The sequence below is a fragment of the Actinoplanes sp. NPDC026619 genome, from assembly GCF_040638295.1.
In the GTDB taxonomy this organism is placed as follows: Bacteria; Actinomycetota; Actinomycetes; order Mycobacteriales; family Micromonosporaceae; genus Actinoplanes.
Map to the genome: position 1 here is coordinate 203,266 of NZ_JBEZYA010000016.1, position 20,091 is coordinate 223,356.

21 protein-coding genes are annotated in these 20,091 nt (G+C 72.5%); 7 read left to right on the forward strand and 14 right to left on the reverse strand.

The features are described from left to right. Nucleotides 1-6 precede the first annotated feature (6 nt). Together AB0E90_RS31350 and AB0E90_RS31355 are read left to right on the forward strand one after the other, a co-directional pair. Nucleotides 7-201, forward strand: a complete 195-nt coding sequence (locus AB0E90_RS31350) for a hypothetical protein (RefSeq protein WP_360413879.1) — start codon at nt 7-9, stop codon at nt 199-201. Continuing rightward, complete coding sequence (locus AB0E90_RS31355; RefSeq protein WP_360413882.1) at nt 168-2,906, forward strand: AAA family ATPase; 2,739 nt, start codon at nt 168-170, stop codon at nt 2,904-2,906. The genes AB0E90_RS31350 and AB0E90_RS31355 overlap by 34 nt, the downstream gene beginning before the upstream one ends. Here AB0E90_RS31355 and AB0E90_RS31360 read toward each other — a convergent pair. The 4 genes from AB0E90_RS31360 to AB0E90_RS31375 all read right to left on the reverse strand — a co-directional run bounded on the left by AB0E90_RS31360 (nt 2,903) and on the right by AB0E90_RS31375 (nt 5,524). Then, nucleotides 2,903-3,688, reverse strand: a complete 786-nt coding sequence (locus AB0E90_RS31360; protein ID WP_360413885.1) for a maleylpyruvate isomerase family mycothiol-dependent enzyme — start codon at nt 3,686-3,688, stop codon at nt 2,903-2,905. The genes AB0E90_RS31355 and AB0E90_RS31360 overlap by 4 nt on opposite strands. Nucleotides 3,689-3,690: 2 nt before the next feature. Next, on the reverse strand, nt 3,691-4,101 hold the full coding sequence (locus AB0E90_RS31365) for a protealysin inhibitor emfourin (protein WP_360413888.1): 411 nt from the start codon (nt 4,099-4,101) through the stop codon (nt 3,691-3,693). Nucleotides 4,102-4,159: 58 nt separating this feature from the next. Then, nucleotides 4,160-4,534, reverse strand: coding sequence for a DUF732 domain-containing protein (locus AB0E90_RS31370; protein WP_360413891.1), 375 nt, complete (start codon nt 4,532-4,534; stop codon nt 4,160-4,162). Nucleotides 4,535-4,624: 90 nt separating this feature from the next. After that, nucleotides 4,625-5,524, reverse strand: coding sequence for a LysR substrate-binding domain-containing protein (locus AB0E90_RS31375; protein ID WP_360413894.1), 900 nt, complete (start codon nt 5,522-5,524; stop codon nt 4,625-4,627). A 97-nt stretch (nt 5,525-5,621) separates the two neighbouring features. Here AB0E90_RS31375 and AB0E90_RS31380 point away from each other — a divergent pair, with 97 nt between their 5' ends. Then, on the forward strand, nt 5,622-9,011 hold the full coding sequence (locus AB0E90_RS31380) for a bifunctional proline dehydrogenase/L-glutamate gamma-semialdehyde dehydrogenase (protein WP_360413897.1): 3,390 nt from the start codon (nt 5,622-5,624) through the stop codon (nt 9,009-9,011). Between the two features lie 49 nt (nt 9,012-9,060). On the opposite strand, the gene AB0E90_RS31385 is transcribed toward AB0E90_RS31380, so the two are convergent. From AB0E90_RS31385 to AB0E90_RS31415, 7 genes are all read right to left on the reverse strand, one after another. Continuing rightward, a complete protein-coding gene (locus AB0E90_RS31385; RefSeq protein WP_360413900.1) occupies nt 9,061-9,666 on the reverse strand; it encodes a DUF3618 domain-containing protein in 606 nt (201 codons plus the stop codon). Continuing rightward, the gene (locus tag AB0E90_RS31390; RefSeq protein WP_360413903.1) at nt 9,642-10,058 is read right to left on the reverse strand and encodes a phage holin family protein; all 417 of its coding nucleotides are present in this window, start codon (nt 10,056-10,058) and stop codon (nt 9,642-9,644) included. The genes AB0E90_RS31385 and AB0E90_RS31390 overlap by 25 nt, the downstream gene beginning before the upstream one ends. A gap of 85 nt (nt 10,059-10,143) precedes the next feature. Continuing rightward, nucleotides 10,144-10,875 (reverse strand): hypothetical protein, encoded by a 732-nt coding sequence (locus AB0E90_RS31395; protein WP_360413906.1) that lies wholly within the window; start codon nt 10,873-10,875, stop codon nt 10,144-10,146. 157 nt (nt 10,876-11,032) lie between these two features. Beyond that, nucleotides 11,033-11,977 carry an NAD(P)-dependent oxidoreductase gene (locus AB0E90_RS31400; protein WP_360413908.1) on the reverse strand — a complete coding sequence of 315 codons (945 nt, stop codon included), beginning with the start codon at nt 11,975-11,977 and terminating at the stop codon, nt 11,033-11,035. 9 nt (nt 11,978-11,986) lie between these two features. After that, entirely contained in the window at nt 11,987-12,580 is a 594-nt protein-coding gene (locus tag AB0E90_RS31405) for a TetR/AcrR family transcriptional regulator (protein ID WP_360413911.1), read from the reverse strand. 110 nt (nt 12,581-12,690) lie between these two features. Continuing rightward, complete coding sequence (locus AB0E90_RS31410) at nt 12,691-13,197, reverse strand: LURP-one-related family protein (RefSeq protein WP_360413914.1); 507 nt, start codon at nt 13,195-13,197, stop codon at nt 12,691-12,693. An 8-nt stretch (nt 13,198-13,205) separates the two neighbouring features. Continuing rightward, nucleotides 13,206-13,793: an RraA family protein gene (locus AB0E90_RS31415; protein ID WP_360413917.1), complete on the reverse strand. Its 588-nt coding sequence runs from the start codon at nt 13,791-13,793 to the stop codon at nt 13,206-13,208. Nucleotides 13,794-13,817: 24 nt separating this feature from the next. Between AB0E90_RS31415 and AB0E90_RS31420 the strand changes: the two genes are divergently transcribed. Genes AB0E90_RS31420 through AB0E90_RS31435 form a run of 4 tightly spaced genes read left to right on the forward strand, consistent with a single transcriptional unit; the run spans nt 13,818 to nt 17,190 of the window. Further along, nucleotides 13,818-14,900: a PLP-dependent aminotransferase family protein gene (locus AB0E90_RS31420; RefSeq protein WP_360413920.1), complete on the forward strand. Its 1,083-nt coding sequence runs from the start codon at nt 13,818-13,820 to the stop codon at nt 14,898-14,900. A gap of 4 nt (nt 14,901-14,904) precedes the next feature. Continuing rightward, on the forward strand, nt 14,905-15,918 hold the full coding sequence (locus AB0E90_RS31425; RefSeq protein WP_360413923.1) for an alpha/beta fold hydrolase: 1,014 nt from the start codon (nt 14,905-14,907) through the stop codon (nt 15,916-15,918). Nucleotides 15,919-15,966: 48 nt separating this feature from the next. Continuing rightward, entirely contained in the window at nt 15,967-16,689 is a 723-nt protein-coding gene (locus tag AB0E90_RS31430; RefSeq protein ID WP_360413926.1) for an isoprenylcysteine carboxylmethyltransferase family protein, read from the forward strand. 57 nt (nt 16,690-16,746) lie between these two features. After that, nucleotides 16,747-17,190 carry a GNAT family N-acetyltransferase gene (locus AB0E90_RS31435; protein ID WP_360413929.1) on the forward strand — a complete coding sequence of 148 codons (444 nt, stop codon included), beginning with the start codon at nt 16,747-16,749 and terminating at the stop codon, nt 17,188-17,190. Here the strand turns inward: AB0E90_RS31435 and AB0E90_RS31440 are convergent. From AB0E90_RS31440 to AB0E90_RS31450, 3 genes are all read right to left on the reverse strand, one after another. Then, on the reverse strand, nt 17,187-18,308 hold the full coding sequence (locus AB0E90_RS31440; RefSeq protein WP_360413932.1) for a 5-methyltetrahydropteroyltriglutamate--homocysteine S-methyltransferase: 1,122 nt from the start codon (nt 18,306-18,308) through the stop codon (nt 17,187-17,189). The genes AB0E90_RS31435 and AB0E90_RS31440 overlap by 4 nt on opposite strands. 106 nt (nt 18,309-18,414) lie before the next feature. Beyond that, the gene (locus AB0E90_RS31445) at nt 18,415-19,368 is read right to left on the reverse strand and encodes a hypothetical protein (protein ID WP_360413935.1); all 954 of its coding nucleotides are present in this window, start codon (nt 19,366-19,368) and stop codon (nt 18,415-18,417) included. Nucleotides 19,369-19,430: 62 nt separating this feature from the next. Beyond that, nucleotides 19,431-20,033: a hypothetical protein gene (locus tag AB0E90_RS31450; RefSeq protein WP_360413938.1), complete on the reverse strand. Its 603-nt coding sequence runs from the start codon at nt 20,031-20,033 to the stop codon at nt 19,431-19,433. Nucleotides 20,034-20,091 lie beyond the last annotated feature (58 nt).

The window sequence follows — 20,091 nt, forward strand, 5'->3', positions numbered from 1 at the left end:
AACATCATGTTGCTTCACCCGGATCTGATGCTGGCCATGGCGAACAACCGGCACCGCGAGCTGGTCGCCGAGGCGCAGCGCGGTCACCTTCTCAACAGCGCCCGTGAGGCGCGCCGCACTCGGAAAGCACCGGCCGTTCGCGGCAAGCCGGCCGGTAACCTGGCGTCGTGCGACCCATCCGCGGCGGTGCCAGTCCGGTGATGATCGGGCGAGAGAGCGAGCTGCGCCGGTTGGCGCAGCTCGCTTCGGCTCGTCAACCCTCGGTCGCGCTGATCGCGGGGGAGCCGGGCATCGGGAAGACCCGCCTCGTGCACGAGCTGCTGGCCACCGTTCCGGCCGGCACGGTGGTGCTGGTCGGGCAGGCCGAGCCGGGTTCGCTGTCCCGGCCGTACGAGGTGCTGCTCGACGCCATCGACGGCCGCCCCGGGGTCGACGAGCAGCAGCTGGCCGCCCTGGCCGACGCGCGGCGCAGCCCGGTCGAGCGCCTGCACACCGGCCTCGCGATCCTCGCCGACCTGATCGGCGACGCGGCCGCCGTCATCGTCTTCGAGGACCTGCACTGGGCCGACTCGGAGAGCGCGGCGCTGTTCGAGCGGATCGCCGACCAGCGCGGCCCGCGGCTGCTCATCGGCACCTACCGGCCCGACGAGGTGACCCGCCGCCAGCCGGTGGCCGGCCTGCTCGCCCGGATGGAGCGGCGGCACGCCGTCACCCATGTGCGCCTGGATCGCCTGACCCCGGTGCAGACGGCGGCGCTGCTGGCGGCGGCGACCGGCGCGCCGGCCCCGCTGCGCGCCGCGACGGCCCTGCACCATCGCACCGGCGGCAACCCCTTCTTCCTGGAAGAACTACTAAGAGCCCTGCCCGGGTACGACGTGGAAGCGCTCGTCGAGCAGCCACTTCCGTGGAGCCTCGCCGACGTGCTCCGCCGCCAGGTCGACGACCTCGACCCGGTCAGCCACCGCATCGTCGAGGCGGCCACCGTGCTCGGCCACCGCATCCCGTTCGACCTGCTCGCCGAGGTCACCGGCGCGGGCGAGGACGAGCTGATCGCGGTGCTGCGCGACCTGGTCACCCGGGGCGTGCTGGTCGAGTCGGGGGAGGACGATTTCGCGTTCCGGCACGCGCTGGTGCGCGAGGCGATCACCGACCAGATGCTCGGCCGGCAGCGCCGCCGGCTGCACGAGGCGGCGCTGGACGCGCTGCTGCGCACCGGAGCGTCCGATCCGGCCATGGTGGCGCACCACGCCCGCGGCGCCGGCCGCTATGCCGACATGATCGCCGCCGCCCGCAGCGGCGCCGCGCTCTATCTGTCGATCGGCTCCGCCTACCAGGCGCTGCAGCTGGCCGAGATGGGCCTCGACGAGGAACCCGACGACGCCGACCTGCTCGGCGCGGCGGCGCGGGCGGCGTGGCTGGCCGGCCTGCTCGACGACGCGTTGCGTTACGCCCGGCGCTGGCGGGAGCTGGCCGGCTCGGCCACCGACCGGGCCGAGTCGCTCTATCTGCTGGTCCGCATCGCCTGGGAGTCCCGCGAGACCGACGTGATGCGCGCTCTCACGCATGACATCGAGACCCTGATCGCCGAGCTCCCGCCGGGCGCCGGCCAGGCGCGGGCGATGACCGCGATCGCGCAGTCGTCCTACCTGCGCGACGAGCTCGACACCGCACTGCTCTGGTCCGACCGGGCGCTGGACCTGGCCGGCGAGTTCGACCTGCCGGACGTCCGCCTGCACGCCCTGCTGGAGAAGGGTGGGACGTTCACCGAGCGCCCGCACACCGCCGCCGCGGGCCGCGACATCCTGTCCGCCCTGGTCGACGAGGCCGAGAAGGCGGGGGAGTGGGTCATCGCCGCCCGCGCCCTGCAAATGCTGGTCTCCGGCGAGCCGCCCAGCTCGCACGACGAGCACGCCGAGATCCTGGAACGGATGCGGATCGACGCCGAACGGGCCGGCTTCGAATCGCTCGCGGTGGCCAGCTACTTCCAGGGCCGGGCCCGGCTGGCGCTGCGGGCGGGAAACCTGCGGGACGCGATCGCGGCCCTGGAGGAGGGCCGTGGACAGGACCGGAGCTACCAGCGCCGCGGCCGCTGGGCCGACTACCACGGGGTGTTCCTCGCCGGGCTCTATCTGGAGGCGGGCGAGCTGGACCGGGTCGACGAGCTGATCGCCGACCTGGCGGGCCTGCCCGACAACCCGCCGGCCGTCATCCCCGGCCTGGCCTTCCATCTCGCCTGCCGCCGGTCCGACCTGGCCCGCGCCGAGTCGCTGATGGACGAACTCGTCGCCGCCGTCACCACCCAGATGTGGCGCAGCGGCGAGCAGGCCCACGACCTGGTCTCCGCCGCCCGGGAGCTCGGCCTGCCCGCGCCCCGGCTCGACCAGCTGGCGTTTGCGCTGCTGGACGCCAACGTGTGGGACGCCTACCGCGTCCTCGTCGACGCCCAGCTCGACGAGGCGCACGGCCGGACCGCCGAGGCGCTGGCCGGATATCTGTCCATCGTCGACGCCCACGTCCTCAGCCCGGCCAACCGCGGCTCCGCCCACGTCGGCGCGGCCCGCTGCCTGCTCGCCGCCGACCGGCGCGCCGAGGCGGCCGCCGAGGCCGAGGCGGCGGCGCCCCTGCTGGCCGAGTGGGGCGGCTGGCGGGTGGCCCAGCTCGCCCAGGTCCGCGCCCGGTTGGGCATGGCCCCGGTCGACGCGCCGCCCGCCATCACCGGCCCGGCCTCGCTGACCCCGCGCGAGCGCGAGGTGGCGATGCTGATCAGCGACGGCCTGACCAACACCGAGCTGGCCCGCCGCCTCTACATCTCACCGAAGACCGCCGCCGTGCACGTCTCGAACATCCTGCGCAAGCTGGGCGTCTCGTCGCGTACCGAGGTGGCCGACTTGATTTCCCCGGCTTAGAAGCCCGGGAAGACCGTGCGCAGCTGGTCGAGGGTGACGTTGCCGGTCACCTCGACGTCGGCCGGGGTGTGCTCCGGGCGCAGCCGGCCGTAGATGAGGCGGATCGCGGCCTCGAGCGGCCCGTTGAAGGTCGCGGTTGCCGGCACCGGCTCGGTGGTGAGCAGGGCCTTGTCGGCGAGGACGATGCGGTAGGGCGTGCCGCTGATCTCGACCACGGCGTCCACCCCGGCCTCGGCCGGCTTGCCGACGAACCCGAGCAGGAAGCCGATGCCACCGGTGAGGTTTTCGGCGAGCAGCTGAGCCGACTCGTCGGCGACGGCCGCCTTCGGGTCGATGCCGGCACGCACGTCCCAGCTGTGGTTGGCCACCTCGCTCAGGCGCAGAGCGGCGTACGACGCGTACGGCAGGGGGTCGGGCATGAAGCTCTTGACCTTGAGGACGTCGTGCTGGTCCTCCGGCACGCTCTCGAGCGCCGAGACCAGCTTCTCGTCCGACTCGACCGAGCCGGAGGCTTGCTCCTGCGGAGAGGCGGCGTTCCACCGGTCCCAGACGCCCTGGTTGAAGCCGTCGCCGGGGGCCTCGGCGTCGCCGGTGGCCGACCGGAAACCGGCGAGCGTGATCTCCGCGCCGCTGCCCACGTGCGACAGGGTATCGGCGATGGTCCATTCCGAGGCGCCGGACGGGCCGGTGAGCTGCTCGGCGGTGAGCGTGGGGACCGTGCTCGCGAGGGTGTCGTGCTCGGAGCGCAGGGCCGCGATCGTGCGGCCGGCAAGGGTCGTCATGCTCAAAGCCTAGATCCGGCGGTTTCCACCTCGGCGATGACGTCCCACAGAATGCGAGGCGCGTCGGTTCCCTGCACGGCGGCGACCCGCTGATGGCGCCCACCGCGGTAGGTGACGTCGATCCGGTAGGCGAAGCGGTCGCAGCAGGCGTTGGCCGGTTGATAGGAGCCCCGCAGCTGCCGGAACGCCGGGCTGGCGACCATCCGCAGCGACCGCCGGCCGCCGTAGGTGGTGCGGTCGACGACGAACGAGTCGTGCCGTCCCGCGAAACCGCCCGAGCGCTCCAGCACGATCATGGTGGCCGCAGGCGGCGCGGGGATCGCCGGGGCGGGGATCGCCAGCGCGGCCATCGCCGGAGTGGCCGGAGCGAGCGCGGCGATCGAGCAGACGGCGGCCAGAATCGTGCGTGACATCCTCCGAGAACACCACGCCTGACCGCCGAACACCCGCATTCCGGGCAAAACGCGCCGGTTACTTCGCTGGGCAGAGGGATTTCTTCGTGGCGGCCACAACCTTGACCGCGACGGCCTGGTCGACGTCGAGCCGGGCGGCGGCGCTCTTCGCGATGTCGGCATCGGTCTTGCCCTGCTCGACGTCGAGGCAGATCTTCTTGCCGTTGTCGACCGCGACGTCCTTGTCCGCGGCCAGCTTCGCGTCGACTGCCTTGAGCGCCGCCACGTACGAATCGACGTCGTCGGCCGCGGCGGCCCGCTGTGCGGCGGCGACCGACGCCTCGGCCGCGGCCTGCGGCGCCTGTGTCGGCGCGGCGGCGCTGTCCCCGGTGGTGCTGCACCCGCCCAGCGCGACCAGTACCGCCCCGACCACCACGAACTGCCGTGCGTTCACCGTTACCTCATTCTCCGACGTGAATGTCCGGGAGGAGGTTACTTGCTCGTTGAAGCCGGCGGCACATCCCAGGTAGAAGCTGCTCCGACGCTATGACCGGGCGGCCGCCGCGGCTTCCAGGGTCTCGCGGAAGGCTCGGGCGGCCGGGGACGCCGAGCCGGCCAGGCGCTGGGCGGTGAAGATGGTGCGGCGGGGGAGGTCAGGCAGGTCGAGGAGGCGGCAGGACGGGGAGCGGCCCGCCCACACCAGGTCGGGGATCAGGGCCACCGCGTTGCCCGACTCAACCAGGCGCATGTGGGCCTGCAGGTCGGCGGTCTCGTAGCGGACGTCCGGCTCGAAGCCGGTGCTGCGGCACAACTGCTCGGCGAAGTGCCGGGAGGCGGCGCCGCGGGGCTCCATCACCCACGGCATGACCCGGGACTCGGTCAGCGAGTCGACCGGGTGCAGGGCGGTCGCGGCGGACGGCAGGGCCAGGCGGATCGCGTCGGTGGTCAGGGCTCGGCGGTCGAGGCCGGGGTGGTGGGGCGCGGCGTGCGCCGGGTACTGCTCGGCGATCACCATGTCGAAGTCGCGGGCCCACGTCTCGCGCAACGCCTCCTCGGGCTCACGTTGCACCATCTCCACCCGTACATCCGGATATTGCGTGGCCATCGCGCGCAGCGTGGCCGGCATGAGTGCGAGCGCGGCCGATTGGAAGACCGCGACGCGCACCTTGCCGCTGACCCGGGTCAGCGAGGCCTGCAGCGCGGCCTCGGCGCGTTCGAGCGTGTCGAGCACGTCGCCGGCCGACTGCACCAGCACCTCGGCCTGCGGGGTCAGCTGCACGCGGCGGCCGGCCTTGCGCAGCAGGGTCATGCCGGTTTCCTTCTCCAGCAGGCTGAGCTGCTGCGACACTGCCGATGGGGAGAAGTTGAGCGCTTCGGCGACGGCCGCCAGGGTGCCGCGGACGGCGAGTTCGCGCAGCAGAACCAGGCGCCGGATCTCGAGCATGCATTCCCCATCAGCGGGTAATAGGTAAGGGCAGCTGAAGAGTATCCGTCAAGAACCATCGCTTTTCCTGAACTGAGGGACGGAAGACACTGGCGCCATGACCGATCTCGCTCTGCCCGCCGACACCGACCTCGCCAACGAGGCGATCGCTCTGGTTCGCCGCTGGCTGCACGAGGCCTCCGCGGTCAAGGTGAGCGGCTCGGCCGCGCAACTCGCCGGTCTGCTGCGCGACCCGGCCGGGCTGGAGTTCGCGGTCGGCTTCGTCGACGGCGTCGTGCGGCCGGAAGACCTGCGGGTCAGCGCCCGTGCCCTGCAGGAGATCGCGCCGGCAGTGCCGCAGTTCCTGCCGGGCTATCTCAAAGCAGCGGCACGACTCGGCGGCCGCCTCGCCCCCGTGCTGCCGGGCGTCGTCGTGCCGGTCGCGCGCCGCGTGCTGCGCCACCTGGTCGGCCACCTCATCGTCGACGCGACCGACGCGAAACTCGGCAAGGCGATCGCCCGGATCCGCCGCCGTGACGTGCGCCTCAACGTCAACCTGCTCGGCGAGGCCGTGCTCGGCCGCGGCGAGGCGTCCCGCCGGCTGCGCGAGACCGAGCGCCTGCTGTCGCGGGACGACGTCGACTACGTGTCGATCAAGGTGTCCGCCGCCGTCGAGCCGCACAACCCGTGGGCCTTCGACGAGGCGGTCGACGACATCGTCACCCGGCTCACCCCGCTCTTCCAGAAGGCGGCTTCCTTCGATAAGAAGAAGTTCGTCAACCTCGACATGGAGGAGTACAAGGACCTCGATCTGACCATCGAGGTCTTCACCCGCATCCTCGACCGGCCCGACCTGGAAGACCTCGAGGCCGGCATCGTGCTTCAGGCGTACCTCCCGGATGCCGTCGCCGCGATGGTCCGCCTGCAGGAATGGGCGGCCGCGCGGCGCGCCCGCGGCGGCGCCGGCATCAAGGTCCGCCTGGTCAAGGGGGCCAACCTGCCGATGGAGCGGGTCGAGTCCACGGTGCACGGCTGGCCGCTGGCCACCTGGGAGTCCAAGCAGGCCACCGACACCAACTACAAGCGGGTCCTCGACTACGCCTTGCGGCCGGGGCACATCAGCAACGTCCGGCTCGGCGTCGCCGGCCACAACCTCTTCGACATCGCGTACGCCTGGCTGCTGGCCGGCCGCCGCGATGTGCGCGACGGCATCGAGTTCGAGATGCTGCTCGGCATGGCCGAAGGCCAGGCCGAGGTGGTCCGGCGCGAGGTCGGCGGTCTGTTGCTCTACACCCCGGTCGTACGGCCCGAGCAGTTCGACGTGGCCATCGCCTACCTGATCCGCCGTCTCGAGGAGGGCGCGAGCCAGGACAACTTCATGTCGGCCGTCTTCGAGCTGGACTCGGACGCCGGCCTGTTCGCCCGGGAGAAGGACCGCTTCCTGGCCTCCCTCGCCGAGCTGACCGACGACGTCCCCGCCGCCCGCCGGGTCGCCGAACGCTACGCCGGCGCCTCGCAGCCGAAGCCGGGACACTTCGAGAACACGCCGGACACCGACCCCGCCGTCGCCGGCAACCGGGAATGGATGCGCGACGTGCTGGCCCGGTCGCCGCGCTCGGCGCTCGGCGTGGCAGACATCGACGCCGCCCGGGTCGACGACGCGGCGCGGCTCGACAGCGTCCTGGGCCGGGCGGTCGCGGCCGCCGACTCCTGGCACGCGATGAGCGGCGCCGAGCGCGGCGCGGTCCTGCACCGGATCGGCGACGCGATCGAGGCCCGCCGGGCCGAGCTGATCGAGGTGATGGCGGCCGAGGCCGGCAAGACCGCCGACCAGGCCGACCCCGAGGTCTCCGAGGCCATCGACTTCGCCCACTACTACGGCGAGCTCGCGGCGGAGTTCGACAAGATCGACGGAGCAACCCCGGTTCCGGTACGCCTGACCCTGGTCACGCCGCCGTGGAACTTCCCGGTCGCCATCCCGGCCGGATCACTGCTCGCCTCGCTGGCCGCCGGCTCGGCCGTCGCGATCAAGCCGGCCGGCCCGGCCGAGCGCTGCGGCGCCGTGCTCGCCGACATCGTGCGCTCGGTCCTGCCCGACCCCGACCTGCTCACCCTCGTGCAGGTCGAGGAGCAGCAGCTCGGCCGCGACCTGATCGCCCACCCGCTGGTCGACCGGGTGGTGCTGACCGGCGCCTACGAGACCGCGGAACTGTTCCGCTCGTTCCGCCCCGACCTGCCGCTGCTCGCCGAGACCAGCGGCAAGAACGCCGTCATCGTCACCCCCAGCGCCGACCTCGACCTGGCCGTCAAGGACGTGGTCGCGTCGGCGTTCGGGCACGCCGGCCAGAAGTGCTCGGCCGCCTCGCTCGTGGTTCTGGTCGGCTCGGTGGCCCGGTCGGCGCGCTTCCGCAACCAGCTGCTCGACGCCGCCTCGTCGCTGACCGTCGGCTACCCGGCCGACCCGCGCACCCAGGTCGGCCCGGTCATCGAACCGGCCACCGGCAAGCTGCTCGACGGGCTGACCAAGCTGGGCCCGGGGGAGAAGTGGCTGCTCGCGCCCGAGCGCTTGGACGCCGACGGCAAGCTCTGGTCGCCCGGCATCCGCGACGGCGTGCGCCGCGGCTCGGCATACCACCGCACCGAATACTTCGGCCCGATCCTCGGCGTCATGACCGCGGACACCCTCGACGAGGCGATCGACCTGGTCAACGAGGTCGACTACGGCCTGACCTCGGGCCTCCACTCGCTGGACCCGGCCGAGGTGCAGACCTGGCTGGAGCGGATCCAGGCCGGCAACCTCTACGTCAACCGTGGCATCACCGGCGCGATCGTCCGCCGCCAGCCGTTCGGCGGCTGGAAGCGCTCGGCCGTCGGCCCCGGCACCAAGGCCGGCGGCCCGAACTACCTGGTGGGGCTCACCGCCTGGGAGTCCGGCGAAGCCGGCGCGGACGGGAAGATCACGGACGCCGGCGTGCGGGCTCTGCTGGACGCGGCCCGGCCGGCTCTGTCCGAGGCCGAGGCGGCCTTCGTCGGGCGTTCCCTCGCGACCGACGCCACCGCCTGGGCCGGACATTTCCGCCAGTACGACGTCTCCGGCCTATGGGCCGAGCGCAACGTGCTGCGCTACCGCCCCGCGCCGGTGACGGTGCGGCTCGCCACCGGCGCGCCGGTCGCAGACCTGGTCCGGGTCGTCGCGGCCGGCGTCCTCGCCGGGGCGCCCCTGCGGGTCTCGGTGGGCACGCCGCTGCCGGAGTCGATCGTCGCGGCCATCCCGGCCGAGCTACGTGTCGAGGACGACGCCACCTGGGGCTCAAGCCTGACCGCCGGCCGGGTCCGGCTCATCGGCGGGTCGAAGTCCCTGCCGTCGACGCCCGACCTGGCCGTCTGGTCGGGCCCGGTCACCGAGGCCGGCCGGATCGAGCTGCTGCCGTTCCTGCACGAGCAGGCGATCAGCATCACCGCCCACCGCTTCGGCAACCCCGACCGCCTCGCCTCCGAGGTTCTCTGACACGTCGAAGCTGCCGGCCCGGACGGGCCGGCAGCTCACGGACGCTAGATCAGGACGCGGCCTGCTTCGTCTGGTCCTTGGCGTCCTGCGCGGACGACTGAGCCTGCTCCTTGGTGGTCTGCACCGCGTCCTGCGCGGTGTTCCGGACCTGCCCGGCCGCCTCCTGCACGGTTCCGGTCAGATCGTCCTTCATCTCGGTGGCGATGTCCTTGACCCGGTCGGTCAGGTCACCGCTGTTGTCCTTCAGCTGCTGACCGGTGCGGCGCTCCGCGTCGGTCACCGGGATCAGGGTGGCGGCGAGCAGGCCGGCGCCGAACGCGATGATCCCGGCGGCCAGCGGATTGCCCTGGGTCCGGGCCGCGACCGCCCGCGGGGCCTGGCGGGCCGCGTCGGCGGCGGCGTGCGCCTTGTCGCCGGCGGCGTCGCTGAATTCCGACGCCTTTTCCTGCACGGTGCCGACCGCGGACGACGTCGCGTCGCCGGCGGCGTGCCGTGCGTCGTGGGTGCTGCCCATGACTTTCTCCCTCACTGCGGTCCAGCGGCGTTGTGCGGCCTTGGCCGGGCTGGTCTTCTCGCTCAGCAGGTCCACGTCACGGGTCAGGGAGGCCCGCGTCCGTTCGATGTCCTGCCTCAGCCGGTCGGGTTCTTCAGCCATTGCGCGTCCTCCTTCAAGGTGTCGACGGTGCGCCGTGGCATCGGGTCCACGGTCTTGAGCCGGTTGCGGCCGGAGACGTAGAGGACGGCACCGACGGCCGCCCACACGACGGCCACGATGAGTGCCGCCCAGCCCGCGTCCATGACGTTGGCCAGGCCGAACACCGCGGCGAAGCTGAGCAGGACCACGGCCAGGTAACCGGCGAAACTCGCCCCGCCGAGGAACCCGGCGGCCTTGCCCGCCTTGGCCGCCTCCTGCTTCAGTTCCGCCTTGGCCAGTTCGACCTCCTGGCGGAACAGCTGCGACAGATCGTTGCTGATGTTGCCGATCAGCTCGCCGATCGAGGTGTCCGCGACCTCGTCGGCGTGGTGGGGCGAGCGGGGTGCGGTCATGGCTGTGCCACCTTTGCCATGCCCTTCTGGCCCTCGCCTGCGACGCCGTCCGCAGGTCCGGCTGGGTGCCGCTCGGTGCAGGCGGTCATGGCCGACGCTCCGGGTCGCCGAGCCCGTACTCCTCGGTGACGACGACCGGTGTGCCGGTCCCGGTGGAGGCGTAATCCGTCGACGCCGGGTAGGGGTCGTTGAGCGCCGGGTCGGCATAAGCCGGGTCGGCAAAACCGCCCGGGGCGCCGTAATCGGGGGCCGGGGTGTAGCCGGCGCCGGTCGACGTGAACGTGTCGCCGGCGGGCTTGCCGGCGCCCGCGTCCGGATCGGCCTTGGCAACGCCCTTGCCGAGCCGGCCGACCACGAAACCGGCGACCAGAGCGGTCGCCAGGAACGCGCCGGGGCGGCGGCGGGCGAAGTCCTGCACCTCCTGCAGAACCCCTTCGGGCCCGTTGCGGTCGAGGTAGTCGGCCAGCTGGCGGCCGCCGTCGGCGACCCGGGACACCACGGCCGCGGCCGGGGTGTCGCTGTGCTGTGCGCGCATCTCGTCGAGGTGGTCGGCGGTCTGCCGAATGCTGCCGACGAGCTTGTCGTTCTGCGTGCGGGCCTGCTCACCGACGCGATCGCGGACGTCGGAAACCACGTTGCGGGCCTGGGCCCTGGTCTCCTGCCCGACGCGCTGTGCCTGCTCCGCCGCGGTGTCCTTGACGTCCGCGACCGCCTGCCCGGCGGCCGCCTTGGCCTCCCCGGCAACCTGCTGCGTCCGGGACGAGCCATCATCCGAGGGGTACGCCGACGCATAGGCGCCGGTCGGTGGGTTACTCACGTTGCCTCCTACATGGCCGGTGCTTCGGCCACGGAGTCCCCCTCCGGAATATCGATAACCTCCCGCCTCTCGGTTTATTTCCAGGAGCGCAACAATTGCCCTGCTTCAAGCATTTCGAATGCTGCTCCTACCTGCGTAAACACACTCGTTTGACGGCTCAGTCCGGGGGAAGGCGCTCGACCGGATTGCGGAGCGGGCGACCCGCGCGGAACGCCGCCAGGTTCTCCCGGATGAGGTCCTCGGCGCCGAGCGGGCGGCCGCCCGCTCCGTGCGGGGAGACGATCACGTTCGGCTCGTCCCACAGGCCGGAGGCGACGGGCAGCGGCTCGGTCTCGAAGACGTCGAGGGCCGCGCCGCCGAGGTCGCCGGCGCGGATCGCGGCGAGCAGGGCCGCCTCGTCGACGGTGCTGCCGCGGCCCACGTCGACCAGCCAGGCGTGCCGGGGGAGCAGGGCCAGCACGTCCGCGTCGAGGGCGTGCCGGGTCTGCGGGGTGTCCGGCAGGATCATGACCAGCACGTCAGCGGTCGGCAGCAGCTGCGGGAAGTCGTCGGCGGTGACGACCGGGAACCCGTGCCGCTCACCCGGCTTGCGGGCCACCCCGGTGACCCGGGCGCCCAGCGCGACCAGGTGCGGCGCGAGCGCGGCGGCAATGCCCCCGAACCCCCAGATGACGACGTGCGCGTCCCGGAGCGTACGAAAATTGGCCGTCTCTTTTCGGGGTTGATTGCCGCCCCATTCGCTCGCCCAGCGCCGCCCGATCTGGGCCCGGACCAGCAGGTTGACCCGCCGGGCCGCGGCTAGAATCAGCGCGAGGGCGTGCTCGGCGACGGTGTAGTCGTGCAGCCCGGCGCCGTTGGTGACCAGCACGTCGGGGCCGAACCCGGCCTTCAGCACCGCATCCGGCCCGGCGGCGAGGGTCTGCACCCAGCGCAGGCGAGGCAGCCGGCGGGCGGCGTCGGCGAGCTGATCGCCCGGGTTGTTCCAGACCACCAGCACCTCGGCGTCGGTGTGCTCCTCGGGGATCGGCGTGCCGACGGCATAGGTGACCGCCTCCGGCAGCGGCAGATCGAGATCGGTGCTGTCCGGCAGGAGAACCTTCATGCTGCGAGCCTAATCGCGCAGATATTCGGTGAGCGCCATGCGGTCGAGCAGTCCCAGGACCGCGTCGATCGGGTAGTCGTCGCCGGCCAGGGCGCGGCGCAGCTCGATGCCGTCGACCGCGGCCAGGATCAGCTCGGCCAGCGCGTCCGGCCCGGCGCCGATCACCTCGCGGAACCCGCGCGCGGTCTTTACGTTGAGCCGGCCCAGCCGGGCGCGCAGCTCCGGGTCGCGCAGGGCGAGCACGGCCAGGTCGAAGTACGCCTCGGTGGCCTCCTGGTCGCCGTGCATGCGGCGGACCTGCTTGAGGTAGGCGCGCCAGCGCTCCTCGACCGCCGGCAGGGAGGCGGTGTCGGCGGCGAGGCCGGCTGCGGGCGATGCGTACAGCCGGTCCATCAGCGCCTCGATCAGCCCCTGCCGGGAGCCGAAGTGGCCGAGCACGGTGCTGACGTCGACGCGGGCCTCCCGGGCCACCGCGTCCAGTTTCAGCCCCTTCGCCCCGGTGTGCAGCAGCACCTGGTGGGCGGCGTCCAGGATCGTCCCCCGGTCAGCCGGGGGAGTGTCCAGCCGCGCCGTCTCGCGTGGTCGCCCCTCGCTCTTTCCCATGGTTGATTCTGTTCCCATCGGAGGCGGTTCGCGAACCCACCGAAGGGGCCTCGGGCATCGTTCTTCCGCCCGACGGCTGCGGATCAATCCGGCGACCTGCTATTTCGAGATCAGTCGTCGTCGTCCTTCTTCTCGTGCTCCTTCTCCCGGTCGAGGGCCAGGTCGAGGGCGAGCACGCTGCAGATGATCAGGAGCGGGTCGACGTCGGCGGCGATCTGCACGGCGTACGTGTCGCGGATGGTCAGCCAGCGCTTGGAGACCGCGGCGACCTCGCGGCCGTCGAGCTCGATCACGTATTCGTGGTCGAGCAGGTCGCCCTTCATGGTCAGGTCGTCCGGGCCGGGCACGTCGATGGTGAACTTCTCGCGGAACGGCGTGAACAGCTTCTTGCGGACCTCCGCTGCCTTTTCGCCGCCGATCCGGATCTCGTAGGTGGCGCGCAGCGCGATCAGCTGCCGGTGCACCGAGGCCAGCTCCTGGCCGGACTGGTCCTCGATCACCAGCTTCCCGCGGACGCTGAACACCTTGCCGTCGACCCGGAAAACCTTGTTGCCGTGCTCGTCGAGCACGTCGAAGTCGTCGCCGATGGCGAAGAACCGTTCCCTGATCACATACATGGGCCCGATTATCCCAGCAGCTCGGCGATCCGCGCCCGGTGGCTGCGCTCCCACTCGTCGAGGGTCTGGGCCGCCTCCTTGGCCTGCTTGGCCGCGCCGGTCTCCAGCGTCTCGTCGCGCAGCGCCGCCGGCACCACCACGATGCCCTCCTCGTCCGCCACCACCCAGTCGCCGGCCTGCACCGGGACGCCGCCGCAGCGGATCGGCACGTTCAGCGGCAGCGCGGCGGCCTTGCCCGCCGGCACCGGCAGCACGCCGCGCCCGAACACCGGGAAGCCCAGCTGGCGCACCTCAGCGATGTCCCGGATGACGCCGTCCAGCACGAACCCGGCGACCCCGTTGCGCTGCGCCACCGCGCACACGTTGCCGCCGGCCAGGGCGTGCGTGACGTCGCCGGACTCGACGACGATGACCGAGCCGGGCGGCGCCTGGTAGATGGCGGCGTGCAGCATGAGATGGTCGCCGGGCGGGCAGCGCACGGTGAACGCGGGCCCGGCGATCCGCGGGATCGGCGCCCACAGCGGGCGGATGCCGAGGTCCATCACCTGCTGCGGGCCCAGGATCTCGGCCAGGATAGTGGGGGAGAGGTCAGCCATCGATCCAACCTAAAGGACGCGCGCGTGATCCAGTTCGAGGCCCGGCCCGGAATCCTCGACCTCGGCTGGGGTCACCCCCGCCCGGAACTGCTGCCCACGGCCGAGTGGGGGGTTGCGGCAGGCGAGGCGCTGCGGGTTTTCGGCTGGCAGGCACTGACTTATGGGTACGCGGCGGGGCCGCGGCCCCTGACGGAATGGCTCGCGGCCCGCCTCGCGCGCATCGAGGGCGGCGACCCGGATCCGGATGCGCTCTTCATCACGGCCGGGGCCTCGCACGCCCTGGCGTTGCTGGCGTCGGTGCTGGCCGAACCGGACGACGTCGTCTTGGTCGACTCGCCGACCTATCACCTGGCATTTCAGATCCTCGCCGACGCCCGCGTCGAACTGCGCGAGGCCGGCGACGACCTGGCCGCGACGATCCGGGACCTGCGGGCGCAGAACCGGCGGATCGCCTTCCTCTACCTGGTCCCCACGTTTGCCAACCCGACCGGCCGCAGCCTCCCGCCGGACCGCCGCCGCGCCCTCGTCGAGAGGGAAGACCTGACGATCGTCGAGGACGACACCTACCGCGAGCTGGTCTACGACGAGGCGGTGGCGCCGCCGTCGCTGTGGCGGATGGCGGGCGGCCGCAACGTCATCCGGATCGGGTCGTTCGCCAAGACGGTGGCCCCCGGCCTGCGCCTGGGCTGGATCAGCGCCACCCCCGCCCTGGTCGGCCGCCTGGCCGGCCTCGGCTACGTGCACAGCGGCGGCGGCGTCAACCACACCACCGCGGTGACGATGGCGGCGTTCGGCGCGAGCGGCGCCTACGACCGGCACCTGACCCGGCTGCGCGAGAGCTACCGGGACCAGCGGGACGCGCTGGCCACGGCGCTGTCGGTGGAGCCACCGCCGGGCGGCTGGTTCCTGTGGCTGCCCGTGCCGCCCGGCCGCACCGCCACCGGCCTGCTGACGGCGGCCGAGCAGCACGGCGTCTCGTTCGTGCCCGGCCCGCACTTCTACCTCGACCGCCGGGGTGGCGAGGACCGCATCCGCCTCAGCTTCTCCCTGCTGCCACCCGGAGAGCTGACCGAAGCGGCCCGGCGGCTGCGACTCGCCCTAAACTGACGCGATGGGTCAGCGGATCGCGACGACGACCTCGCCGGCCGGGGCGACGATCGCCTATTCGGTGACCGGGTCGGGGCCGCCGCTGGTCTACGTGTCGGGGTGGCTCGGGCACCTCGAGCTGAGCTGGGCGCTGCCCGCCGAACGCGCCTTCTACGAGGCGTTCGCCGACGGCCGCACGCTGATCCGCTACGACAAACCGGGCTCCGGGCTGTCCGAGCCCGCCTACGACCCGTACACGATGGAGCACGAGCTCGACGCCCTGCGCGCAGTGATCGCCGCGACCGGGGTGACCCGCTTCGACCTGATCGGCGTGTCGGCCGGGGCGGCGGTCGCGGCGGCCTGGGCGGCCCTGCAGCCGGCCATGGTGTCCCGGCTGGTGCTCTACGGCGGCTGGGCGGCCGGCGCCGACATCGCCGCGCCGGAGATCCAGCGGCACGTGCTCGGCCTGGTCCGGCAGCACTGGGGGCTCGCGTCCGACCTGCTCACCGACGTGTTCGCGCCGGACGCCGACGCCGGGACCCGGGCCGCCTTCACCCGCTACCAGCGCGACTCGGCCAGCGCGGAGACCGCCGCGGCGATGCTGGCCATGGCGTACACCATCAATGTCGTTGATCTTCTGCCGCGCATCGCCGCCCCGGCCCTGGTGGTGCACCGCGACCGCGACCGGGCGGTGCCGCTGGAGCAGGGGCGCCGGCTGGCCGAGGGCATCGCGCAGGCGCGGCTCGAGGTGCTGCCGGGGCGCTCGCACCTGCCCTACATCGGCGACGCCCGGCCGCTGACCCGCACGATCCGGCAGTTCCTCGGCCTGAGCGCCCGGCATCGCGGCGCCGCGCCGACGCTGACCGCCCGGCAGCGCGAGGTGGCCGCGCTGATCGCCGACGGCCGTACCAACCGGGAGATCGGCGAGCGCCTCGGCATCACCGAACGATCCGCCGAGGCCCACGTGGAACGGATCCGCTACCGGATGGACTTCCGCTCGCGCTCGCAGATCGCCGCCTGGTACGTCGCCACGAACTGAGGTATTTCCCCGCCTGTCCTGAGCGCCCGGCCTCGCGACGATGGACGCATGCTCATCCTCGGCTACTCCGTTGTCGCGTACGCGTGTTTCCTGGCCAGCTCGGTCTGGGCGGTCTTCTTCCTGGCCGGCGGCGTCGACCACGGCGCCACCGTCCCGGCGTGGCAGGCGCTCGCGATCGACGGGGCGCTGCTGCTCGCGTTCGCCGCCCAGCACTCGGTGATGGCCCGGCCCGCGGTCAAACGCCACCTCACCCGCCTGATCCCGCCGGCCGCCGAGCGCAGCACGTACGTGCTGATCGCGAGCCTGCTGTTGTTCGCCCAGTTCGCCTTCTGGCAGCCCCTGCCGGCGGTGATCTGGGACGTGGACCGGCCGTGGTCGCCCGCGATCTGGGTGGTCTACGCGGCCGGCTGGCTGCTGGTCGTCTGGTCGACCTACATGGTCGACCACGCCGACTTCCTCGGCCTGCGCCAGGCCTGGACCCACCTGCGCCGCCTCTCCTATGCCGCCCCGACATTCACCGAGCGTTACCTGTACGCGTGGTTGCGCCACCCGATGATGCTGGGCCTGCTGATCGCGTTCTGGGCCACCCCGCACCTGTCGGCCGGCCATCTGTTCTTCGCGATCGCGGCATCCGGCTACATCGCGGTCGGCATCCGCTTCGAGGAACGGGACCTGCGCGCGAGCCTCGGCCCCGATTACGCCGCGTACGCGGAGCGGGTCCCCGCGCTGGTCCCGCGGCACCGCCGCCGGGCCGGCGCGCCGGCCCGGTAGGGAACCACTCGGCTCGGCCGTCGAGGGGGCGTCCGAGCCGAGTGGTTACCATCCGGCATGGAACTTCGACCGGCGGCGGCCGACGATGCCGCGCCCATCCAGGAGCTGGTCCGGGAGGCCTTCGTCGGCTACGTGCCGCGGATCGGCCGCGAGCCGGCGCCGATGGCGGTCGACTACCGTGTCCCGGTGGCGGAGGGGCGCTGCTGGGTCGCCGAGGACGACGGCCGGGTCGTGGGCGTGATCCAGTGCGCGGTGCAGGCCGGGCATCTCGAGGTGGAGACGATCGCGGTCGCGCCGCAGGCACACGGCCGTGGTGTCGGCAGCCGGCTGCTGACGTTCGCCGAGGAGCGGGCCCGCGCGCTGGGCCTGCCCGAGGTCCGGCTGTGCACCAACGAGGCCATGACGGAGAACCTCGCCTACTACCCGCGCCGCGGCTTCACCGAGGTCGCCCGGGCCACCGAGCACGGCTACTGCCGGGTCTACTTCTCGAAGGCTGTCTAGCCCCACACCTCCTGGGCGACCTCGGCGATCAGCCGCAGCTTGGCGACCTCCTCGTCGTAGGTCAGCACATTGCCCTCGACCGTCGACGAGAAGCCGCACTGCGGTGACAGGCAGAGCTGGTCGAGCGGAACGTAGCGGGCGGCCTCGTCGATGCGCCGCTTCAGCGTGTCCTTCGATTCGAGCGCGCCACGCTTGGTGGTGACCAGACCGAGAACGACCATCTTGCCGGGCGGCACGAAACGCAGCGGGGAGAAGCCGCCGGAGCGATCATCGTCGTACTCCAGGAAGAAGCCGTCGACAGCGAGCTCGCTGAACAGGGCCTCGGCGACGAAGTCGTATCCGCCCTCGGCCGCCCACGACGACCGGAAGTTGCCGCGGCACATGTGCGTGGTGACCGCGAGGCTCGCGGGGCGCTTTTCGATCGCCGCGTTGATCTGCCGGATGTAGCGCAGATGCTGGTGCTCGGCGTCGTCCCCGCGCTCGTTGATCATTTCGCGCTGGGCCGGATCGTTGAGGTACGCCAGACTCGTGTCGTCGAGCTGCAGATAACGGCAGCCCAGCTCCGCGACCCGCTCGACCTGCGAGGCGTAGGCGGCGGAGAGGTCGGCCCAGAACTGTTCCTCGTCCGGATAGACCGACTTGTCGATCGCCGCGCGCCCGCCCCGGTAGTGCACCATGCTCGGCGACGGGATGGTGAGCTTAGCGGTGACCTCCGGCCCGACGGTCTCCGACAGGAACCGGAAGTCATCCCCGAAGATCGTGTCGGTCAGCCGCACCGGCTCGTCGATGACCAGCGCCGCCGACTCGAAATCCAGCTCGCCGCCGGCGTTGCGGAAGTGCACCTGGATCTTGTCGTCGGTGCGGTGGATGCCGCCGAGCTGATAGATGAAGTCCATGTGCCACGAGGTGCGGCGGAACTCGCCGTCGGTGGCCGACCGCAGGCCGACGTCGCGCTGCATGCGCACGACGTCGCGGATAGCGTCGTCCTCGATCGCGCGCAGCTCGTCGGCGTCGATCTCGCCGGTGGCGCGTTTCTCCCGGGCCTCGAGCAGATGGGGTGGCCGCAGCAGGCTGCCGACATGATCGGCGCGGAACGGCGGGGTGTCACGGAGGGTCATCGGAGCCGCCTCCTTCGCTTCGTCGCGTTGATCCGACCCTACGCCTTCCGGGCCGCGCACGGCGCGCCTCCGGGCCTCGCATGGCGTGGCGAATCGAGGAGTGGCCTTACGCCTCCCGGGCCTCGCGCACCGCGTGGCGGATCGCGGCGAGGCCGCTCAGTTGCGGTGTGCGGACGGCGCCGGGAACGGTCGCCGACCAGGACGCGAGGGCGGACGCGGACAACCGGCCGAGGCCCGCGTCGGGCAGCCGGAGCAGAGCCACCAGCGACGCCACCGCCTGGGCCGGCGCAAGATCACGGCGGCGCAGCAGGGCGGTCAGGCTCAGCGCCTGATCGGGCACGGCGAAGTCGGCCGCGAGGACACGCCCGGCCGCCGCCGTGCTCTCCGGCGTGATCGGCGCCCAGTCACCCCACTGATGCCCGGCGACAAGCTTGCTGCCATGCACCACCACCAGCCCCGCCTCCCGCGCCGACCACCACAGCGCCACCGCCGGATTGCGCCCGGCCAGCACATACGCCGCGCTCGTGCCCGGCGCCGCCCGCCCGGCCCCGTCCCACACCTGCATGCTCCACTGTGGAGTCAGCGGGACGGTCCACGACGACTGCCGGGTCAGCACCGCATCCGCCGCCGCGGCGGCCAGATCAAGACCGACCAGAACCACGGCCGTGCGGGGTGCGGGAATCGGCAGGCGTCGCGGCGGGCGATCCACCAGCAGCTCCGGGGGTACGCCGAGGGCACGGCACACATCGGCGAGCCGGGCCGCGGGCGTGTATCGGGGCTCGTCGTGCGCCAGCACCTGCCGCAGCAGCGCCGCCCCACCGGCCATCGTGGCCGCGCCCGGCCCCTCGGCGACCGAACCGTCCGGGTGATAGCCGGTGATCCGCACGCCTGATTGGTGGATCAGCGCATAGGCGGCCGACCGGGTGACCGCCCCGATCTCCCGGGGATCCCGGCGCAGCCGCGACCAGCCGTCGTGCTCGGCGATCACCCCGGTGGCCGCCTCCGGCCCGGCGAGCGTCGCGATCCGGTGCGCGGTGGCGCGCACCGCGAAGAGCTCCACGCCAAGGCCCGCCCTCAGGTCCACGCTCAGGCCCGGCCTCAGGTCCACGCTCAGGCCCGCCCTCAGGTCCGGGCGAACAGCCGCTGCCAGCGGCGGTTCGGCGGTTCGGCCTCGACTCGGCGGGCGTCGTACAGGCCCGGCTCGTCGCCGTCCAGCAGCGACCGGCCGACCGCGTTGTCGGGCAGGCCGAGGATCGCGCAGACCCGGCGCAGCAGGTCGGACAGGGCGGTGCGTTCCTCGCCGGGCACCGGGTCGTTGCGCACCATCGCGAGGGCGGGGCCGAGCTCCGGCCGCTCGTAGAGCTCGGCGACCTCGGCGCAGTAGGAGTCCCACTCCTGCCGGTCGGCCAGATAGCGGGCCGGTTCGGCCGGCGGGTCCCAGTCGGCGACCCACTGCAGGGATAGCTCGCCGCCCGGGCTCAGCACCAGGGCCTCGGCCATGATCTCGTCGCTGATCAGCAGCACGGCGGGTGTCCGGGTGCGCTCGACGACCCCGCGCGCGGGCCGGGCGAGCCGGTCGGTCGACGAATAGGCCCGCCCCGGCGGGTCGAACAGCACGATCGTGCCGAGCGGGTCGGCGACGACGAACCCACCCGTCTTGCCGGCCTGCACCGCATCGGCGACGGCCTCGGCCGCAGCGTTCGTGACCAGCGCGTATGTGGACATGACTCCGCTACTTCCGCCCAGCGAATCCAGCGGCGCGAGTCTAGCCAACCATTTATGA

What these genes read in the sequence shown, in the direction of transcription:
- AB0E90_RS31430 (WP_360413926.1), top strand. Translation starts at nt 15,967, where the DNA reads ATGCTCATCCTCGGCTACTCCGTTGTCGCGTACGCGTGTTTCCTGGCC.
- AB0E90_RS31365 (WP_360413888.1), bottom strand. Translation starts at nt 4,101, where the DNA reads ATGTCACGCACGATTCTGGCCGCCGTCTGCTCGATCGCCGCGCTCGCT.
- AB0E90_RS31410 (WP_360413914.1), bottom strand. Translation starts at nt 13,197, where the DNA reads ATGTATGTGATCAGGGAACGGTTCTTCGCCATCGGCGACGACTTCGAC.
- AB0E90_RS31405 (WP_360413911.1), bottom strand. Translation starts at nt 12,580, where the DNA reads ATGGGAAAGAGCGAGGGGCGACCACGCGAGACGGCGCGGCTGGACACT.
- AB0E90_RS31415 (WP_360413917.1), bottom strand. Translation starts at nt 13,793, where the DNA reads ATGGCTGACCTCTCCCCCACTATCCTGGCCGAGATCCTGGGCCCGCAG.
- AB0E90_RS31450 (WP_360413938.1), bottom strand. Translation starts at nt 20,033, where the DNA reads ATGTCCACATACGCGCTGGTCACGAACGCTGCGGCCGAGGCCGTCGCC.
- AB0E90_RS31350 (WP_360413879.1), top strand. Translation starts at nt 7, where the DNA reads ATGTTGCTTCACCCGGATCTGATGCTGGCCATGGCGAACAACCGGCAC.
- AB0E90_RS31360 (WP_360413885.1), bottom strand. Translation starts at nt 3,688, where the DNA reads ATGACGACCCTTGCCGGCCGCACGATCGCGGCCCTGCGCTCCGAGCAC.
- AB0E90_RS31390 (WP_360413903.1), bottom strand. Translation starts at nt 10,058, where the DNA reads ATGACCGCACCCCGCTCGCCCCACCACGCCGACGAGGTCGCGGACACC.
- AB0E90_RS31425 (WP_360413923.1), top strand. Translation starts at nt 14,905, where the DNA reads ATGGGTCAGCGGATCGCGACGACGACCTCGCCGGCCGGGGCGACGATC.
- AB0E90_RS31440 (WP_360413932.1), bottom strand. Translation starts at nt 18,308, where the DNA reads ATGACCCTCCGTGACACCCCGCCGTTCCGCGCCGATCATGTCGGCAGC.
- AB0E90_RS31385 (WP_360413900.1), bottom strand. Translation starts at nt 9,666, where the DNA reads ATGGCTGAAGAACCCGACCGGCTGAGGCAGGACATCGAACGGACGCGG.
- AB0E90_RS31400 (WP_360413908.1), bottom strand. Translation starts at nt 11,977, where the DNA reads ATGAAGGTTCTCCTGCCGGACAGCACCGATCTCGATCTGCCGCTGCCG.
- AB0E90_RS31435 (WP_360413929.1), top strand. Translation starts at nt 16,747, where the DNA reads ATGGAACTTCGACCGGCGGCGGCCGACGATGCCGCGCCCATCCAGGAG.
- AB0E90_RS31380 (WP_360413897.1), top strand. Translation starts at nt 5,622, where the DNA reads ATGACCGATCTCGCTCTGCCCGCCGACACCGACCTCGCCAACGAGGCG.
- AB0E90_RS31375 (WP_360413894.1), bottom strand. Translation starts at nt 5,524, where the DNA reads ATGCTCGAGATCCGGCGCCTGGTTCTGCTGCGCGAACTCGCCGTCCGC.